This window comes from Sphingobacterium sp. JB170 (assembly GCF_900163865.1).
Lineage (GTDB): Bacteria > Bacteroidota > Bacteroidia > Sphingobacteriales > Sphingobacteriaceae > Sphingobacterium.
Genome location: NZ_FUKU01000030.1, coordinates 234,587 through 240,586 on the forward strand (window position 1 = coordinate 234,587; position 6,000 = coordinate 240,586).

Here is a 6,000-nt window from a genome sequence, read left to right on the forward strand (position 1 = left end):
TTGTTTATAACACGAAAAGGGATGAAATTTAATTCATCCCAATATAAGTTCTAATGAGAAAAAAGCTTACGCTAACTTATTAACGAATTTTGTCAACTTTGCTTTGTTGTTAGACGCTTTTCTCTTGTGGATCACGTTCTTTTTAGCTAAGCGATCGAGCATTGATACCACTTTAGGTAATAAAGCATTTGCCTCATCAACACTCGTAGTGGTACGTAACTTCTTGATTGCATTACGGGTAGTTTTTGCTTGGTAACGATTTCTTAAACGTTTCGCTGCGTTTGCTCTGATTCTCTTAATCGCTGATTTATGATTTGCCATTTCTTCTTAGCTATTTTTTTATATTCTTATGTCAATTTCGGAATGCAAAAATAAGATGTTATTTTCATTATTCAAAATCTATTTTGAATTTACTTCATAAGTTTATTTTTTTTAGTCAAAAAACCAACAAAACACGCCTTACTTCATCTCTTAATGTTCGAAAGAATATTTGCATCCCTAAACACAAAGATACGACATTTTTCGACCGTAACCAACACAACATTCATGAATTATAGAGCATCCCTGTTCTTTTCAACTTTCCATATAGTCGAATTTCTCCTGCATTGCATTCCAAAGGCTAGAAATCTTAAATATCTGGGTATTACTCAACTCCACAAATGCAGTGCGCTACATAAAGAAAGGAGGCGTCAACGAACATATCCAATTATTATGGTTATTTTTGTGCCTCTAAATATAATTTTACATGCAAAAGTTGTCAATGGAACAATTAAATCGGCCTGATGTTGATTCCTTTAAAAATCAAGATAAAACCCCTATAGTTATCCTTTTAGATAATGTGCGTAGTATGCATAACGTAGGTTCTGCGTTTCGAACGGCAGACGGTTTTGCGGTCCAAAAAATCATCTTGTGTGGTATCACAGGTACTCCCCCACATCGAGAAATCGAAAAAACGGCCCTAGGTGCAACGGACTCGGTAGATTGGGAATATCAAAAAAGTGCCGAAGAGGCAGTCGTCCAATTAAAAAATGAAGGATATAAAATAATAGCAATTGAACAAGCTACCGGTAGTAAAGCCCTACAAGATGTCTCACCAAAAAATCAAGAAAAATATGCATTTATTTTTGGCAATGAAGTACATGGGGTATCCGATGAAATAATGACTGAAATTGATGCCTGTATTGAAATTCCACAATTCGGAACGAAACATTCTTTAAATGTTTCTGTGACGATAGGCATCGTTTTGTGGCATTTCGTGCAAAAGTTGAAGCTTTTCTAAAAAAATGGCTTAATAGCGTCAGCTTAATTTCTAGAAGTCGTTGCAAAATAGTAGATTTGCTTTGCAAAAAAACAGAAAAAATGAGTGTATTAGTAAATAAAGATTCTAAGGTAATCGTACAAGGTTTTACCGGAAATGAAGGTACTTATCACGCCTCTCAGATGCTTGAGTACGGCACAAATTTAGTTGGTGGAGTTACCCCAGGTAAAGGTGGTCAAACGCACTTAGATCGTCCGGTATTTAATACTGTCCAAGACGCAGTAGAAGCAACCGGCGCAAATGTCTCAATTATTTTCGTTCCGCCTGCATTTGCCGCTGATGCGATCATGGAAGCTGCTCAAGCGGGTATCGGTGTTATTGTATGTATCACAGAGGGGATCCCTACGAAAGATATGATTCAAGTGAAATCATACTTGAGCGATAAGGACTCGCGTCTAATTGGACCAAACTGTCCGGGTATCATCACCGCTGAGGAAACTAAGATTGGTATCATGCCGGGCTTTATCTTTAAAAAAGGAAAAGTAGGTGTGGTTTCCAAATCAGGAACATTAACTTATGAAGCCGTTGACCAAACAGTTAAAGCTGGTTTAGGTATCACAACTGCAATTGGTATTGGAGGCGACCCTATCATCGGGACTACTACAAAAGAAGCTGTTGAATTATTAATGAACGATCCTGAAACTGAGGGTATCATTATGATCGGAGAGATCGGCGGCGGCATGGAAGCCGAAGCTGCTAACTGGATTAAAGAATTCGGAACAAAACCTGTCGTTGGATTCATTGCTGGACAAACAGCGCCTCCAGGACGTCGTATGGGCCACGCTGGTGCGATCGTTGGGGGAGCAGACGATACTGCGGCCGCTAAGATGAAAATCATGCGCGAGTGTGGTATTCGTGTTGTAGAATCTCCTGCAGAAATTGGTGTTGCTATCGCCGAAGAATTAGCGAAGTAATTTCCATACACATATTTATAACAAAGGCTATCCGAACGGGTAGCCTTTGTTTTTTTTGAGGTGTTCAATGATAATGATGTGATCATGTGCAACATTTTGAGAATTTTTGTTAAATTCAGAAAAAATTACCCTACCAATGAAAAAGCATTTCTTATTAGTCGTTTGGATCATCTTAAGCCTGTCGATTTACGCACAAACAATCGATGAGACCTATATAAAACAAAATTTTAATAAGATCGAACGTTATATACCTATGCGCGACGGTACGCGATTATTTACGAGTATCTATATTCCTAAATCTGAAAATGAAAAGTACCCAATATTACTAAACCGTACACCTTATACCGTCGCCCCGTATGGTGAAGATAAATTCAAACCGTCTCTGGGGAACTTTCCCGACATGGCCAAAGCAGGGTATATATTCGTTTACCAAGACGTCCGAGGTAAGTGGATGAGTGAAGGCGTTTTTGAAAATATCCGTCCGACAAAAACAAATAAGCACCAAATCGACGAAAGCACCGACACTTATGACACGATTGATTGGCTCGTAAAAAATGTTAAAAATAACAATGGCAAAGTTGGTATGTATGGAATATCATATCCGGGGTTTTACTCAACAGCTAGTCTAATTGACTCACATCCAGCATTAAAAGCTGTGTCTCCACAAGCTCCTGTAACAGACTGGTTCATTGGCGACGATTTTCGGCATGGTGGCGCACTGTTTTTAATGGATGCATTTCGCTTTATGTATACGTTCGATGCGCGACGACCAAAACCTATTACGAACACCGATCCCTCGTTGCCGGAGGGATTTTCTTTGACCGGAGCTGATTACTACAAATTTTTCAATGACAATCGGAATATCCGAAAACTCAAAAAAACACACCTTAGCCATACGGTAAAGTTCTGGGACGATCTGGAAAAACATAATACGAGGGATAGCTTCTGGATCAGTCGTACAATTACTGAACACCTCGGCGAAATAAAACCGGCCGTGATGATCGTTGGTGGTTTTTTTGATGCCGAAGATGCATATGGAACGTTTGAAAGCTACAAGCAAATTGAAAAAAGTGATCCAAAAGCAAATAATATATTGGTAGTAGGCCCTTGGTTTCACGGCGGCTGGGTACGCTCCGAAGGAGAGTCATTTGGCGATATTAACTTCGACAGTAAGACTAGCCTTTACTACCAACGGGAAATCGAACTTCCATTTTTTGAGCATTATTTAAAAGGTAAAGGAACATTCAATCCATCGGAAGCAACGATATTTTTTACCGGGGAAAATAACTGGAAAAAGTTAGATCAATGGCCGCCGCGTGAAACCCACAAGCAAAATCTATACTTAACTCCTGAAATGAAATTGAGCGCTTCAAATTCCCTGGAAAAGGAAGACTATATCGAATACGTGAGCGATCCGAAAAAACCAGTCCCATTCCAAGAAGGGATCATTAGTGAACGGACACGAGAATATATGATTGAAGATCAACGCTTCGTATCAAACAGACCAGACGTTCTTGTATTTCAAACCGATGAACTGCACGAAGATCTGACTATCGCGGGGCCAATCGTAGCCGATCTTCTTGTATCTATGAGCGGCACCGATGCTGATTTCATCGTGAAAATAATTGATGTCTACCCGGATACAAGTGCGGCATCATCGCCCAGAAATAAAAAGACGATAATGCCCGGTTATCAAATGCTCGTTCGAGGAGAAATACTGCGCGGAAAATTCAGAGATAGCTTTAGCGAGCCAAAACCATTTAAACCAGGAGAGAAAACATCCGTAAAAGTCCAACTTCCTGATATCGCGCATACCTTTAAAAAAGGTCACAAACTTATGGTCCAAATTCAACATTCATGGTTCCCATTAGTAGCACAAAATCCCAACCGGTTCATGAATGAATTTGAAGCTACCGATGAAGACTATATCAAAAATACACACCGTTTATACTTCGATCCAAACAAACCAAGTAAATTAATATTCAACGTGATAAACTAAAAACGTTCCCGTACGCACGCATAGGAAATATTTATGTTTATTTCATATACTTGTCTGTGATTGCTTTTACTTCATTAAATTCATCTACAATTTCCTTTGAGACGGGTTTAGAAACTAAAGAGACAACAACAATAGTCAAAAAGCTTAAAATAAACCCGGGTATAATTTCGTAAATCGCTTTATAATCATGTGGAATATAAACCCATGCTAACACCGTCGTGCCCCCCACAATCATCCCTAATAACCCTGCTAGGCCGGTTGTACGTTTCCAAAGCAAGGAAAGCAGTACCAACGGACCGAAGGCTGCACCGAAACCTGCCCAAGCATTGCCAACCATATTGAGAATACTTTCTGAAGGTGTCAACGAAAGCAATAGAGCGATAACCGCGACGACAAGCACTGATAAACGGCTAACGAACAGAAGTGACTTCGGATTTGCATTTTTATTAAAAAATGTACGGTATATATCTTCCGTTAATGAGCTCGACGTCACAAGCAACTGAGACGAGATTGTACTCATCACCGCTGCTAAAATGGCAGATAATAATAAACCACCAATAAAGGGATGGAAAAGTGATCGTGATAGAAAAATAAATATGGTTTCCGAAAGCTCCTTTGATGAATCAAATGCGCGCATCGTTTCTTGATCATATTGCATCAGATAAGCGATACCGAAAAAACCAACACTTATTGCACCTAGTACGGTTAATATCATCCATGTCATACCTATTCGTCTGGCTTTTATTATGTCACGTATATGTTCAATGGCCATATATCGCACTAATATATGTGGTTGCCCGAAATATCCCAAACCCCATGCAAGCAAGGAGATTATAGAAATCGTTGTCGCTCCCCGGAATAGATCTAATTTCAAAGGATCCTTAGCTTCAATTGTAGAAAGGGCGTCGGATACCCCGCCGGTACTGAATAAAACAACGACAGGTACCATCAACAACGCTATTACCATGATAGTGCCTTGCACAAAATCTGTTAAGCTCACTGCAAGAAACCCGCCGAGAAATGTGTACAATACGACCACGAAACTCGTTACATATAAACCTGTCTGATAATCCATATGAAATGCGGACTCGAAAAGCCGCCCACCTGCTACCATACCCGCAGATGTATAGAGCGTGAAGAACACAAGAATAAAAAGCGAGGAAACTAATTTTAAGAGTTGACTCTTATCGTGAAAACGATTCTCAAAATAAACAGGAATTGTAATTGCATTTTTTGCAACTTCCGTATATACACGTAGGCGGGGAGCTACCAAAATATAATTTAAAAATGCCCCAAAGGTAAGGCCAATTGCCAACCAGGCGCTAGATACGCCCGAATAGTACATCGCTCCGGGGATACCCATTAGGAGCCAGCCACTCATGTCTGAGGCACCCGCAGAAAGAGCTGTTACAGCTGCACCCATCTGCCTCCCGCCAATCAGAAAATCATCGGAACTGCTTGAAGATTTTCGGTAAGAATAGATTCCAATTCCAACCATCAACAACATGTACAATCCAATAGAAATTTGCTCGTATACATTCATAAAATTCTTTGTTTACGTCAATCTGAGGTTATTAGGCATCGCATGCAGAAAACAAACCAATTGACCGTTAGACTTTAAAATATTAATCCTTTTAACAAGCCCCAACAGTCAAAAGAAAAAATTAAACTTCAAAGGAAAAAAAAGAGGGCATAAAAAAGCCCCTTCAATTATTGAAGGGGCATTCTATAAAATTAGGCACCGACCTACTCTCCCACCTGTTACGGCA

At 39.7% G+C, this 6,000-nt stretch carries 5 protein-coding genes; 3 read left to right on the forward strand and 2 right to left on the reverse strand.

All coding sequences use genetic code 11. From position 1 onward, the window contains the following. Window positions 1–66 precede the first annotated feature (66 nt). The gene (rpsT, locus tag FM107_RS10085) at window positions 67–321 is read right to left on the reverse strand and encodes a 30S ribosomal protein S20 (RefSeq protein ID WP_086948373.1); all 255 of its coding nucleotides are present in this window, start codon (window positions 319–321) and stop codon (window positions 67–69) included. A 424-nt stretch (window positions 322–745) separates the two neighbouring features. Between rpsT and FM107_RS10090 the strand changes: the two genes are divergently transcribed. The 3 genes from FM107_RS10090 to FM107_RS10100 all read left to right on the forward strand — a co-directional run bounded on the left by FM107_RS10090 (window position 746) and on the right by FM107_RS10100 (window position 4,231). Beyond that, window positions 746–1,279 carry an RNA methyltransferase gene (locus FM107_RS10090; RefSeq protein WP_086948374.1) on the forward strand — a complete coding sequence of 178 codons (534 nt, stop codon included), beginning with the start codon at window positions 746–748 and terminating at the stop codon, window positions 1,277–1,279. Between the two features lie 80 nt (window positions 1,280–1,359). Next, entirely contained in the window at window positions 1,360–2,232 is an 873-nt protein-coding gene (gene sucD / locus FM107_RS10095; RefSeq protein WP_086948375.1) for a succinate--CoA ligase subunit alpha, read from the forward strand. Window positions 2,233–2,368: 136 nt separating this feature from the next. After that, on the forward strand, window positions 2,369–4,231 hold the full coding sequence (locus tag FM107_RS10100; RefSeq protein WP_086948376.1) for a CocE/NonD family hydrolase: 1,863 nt from the start codon (window positions 2,369–2,371) through the stop codon (window positions 4,229–4,231). A gap of 37 nt (window positions 4,232–4,268) precedes the next feature. Here FM107_RS10100 and putP read toward each other — a convergent pair whose 3' ends face one another. After that, window positions 4,269–5,774 (reverse strand): sodium/proline symporter PutP, encoded by a 1,506-nt coding sequence (gene putP / locus FM107_RS10105; protein ID WP_086948377.1) that lies wholly within the window; start codon window positions 5,772–5,774, stop codon window positions 4,269–4,271. Window positions 5,775–6,000 lie beyond the last annotated feature (226 nt).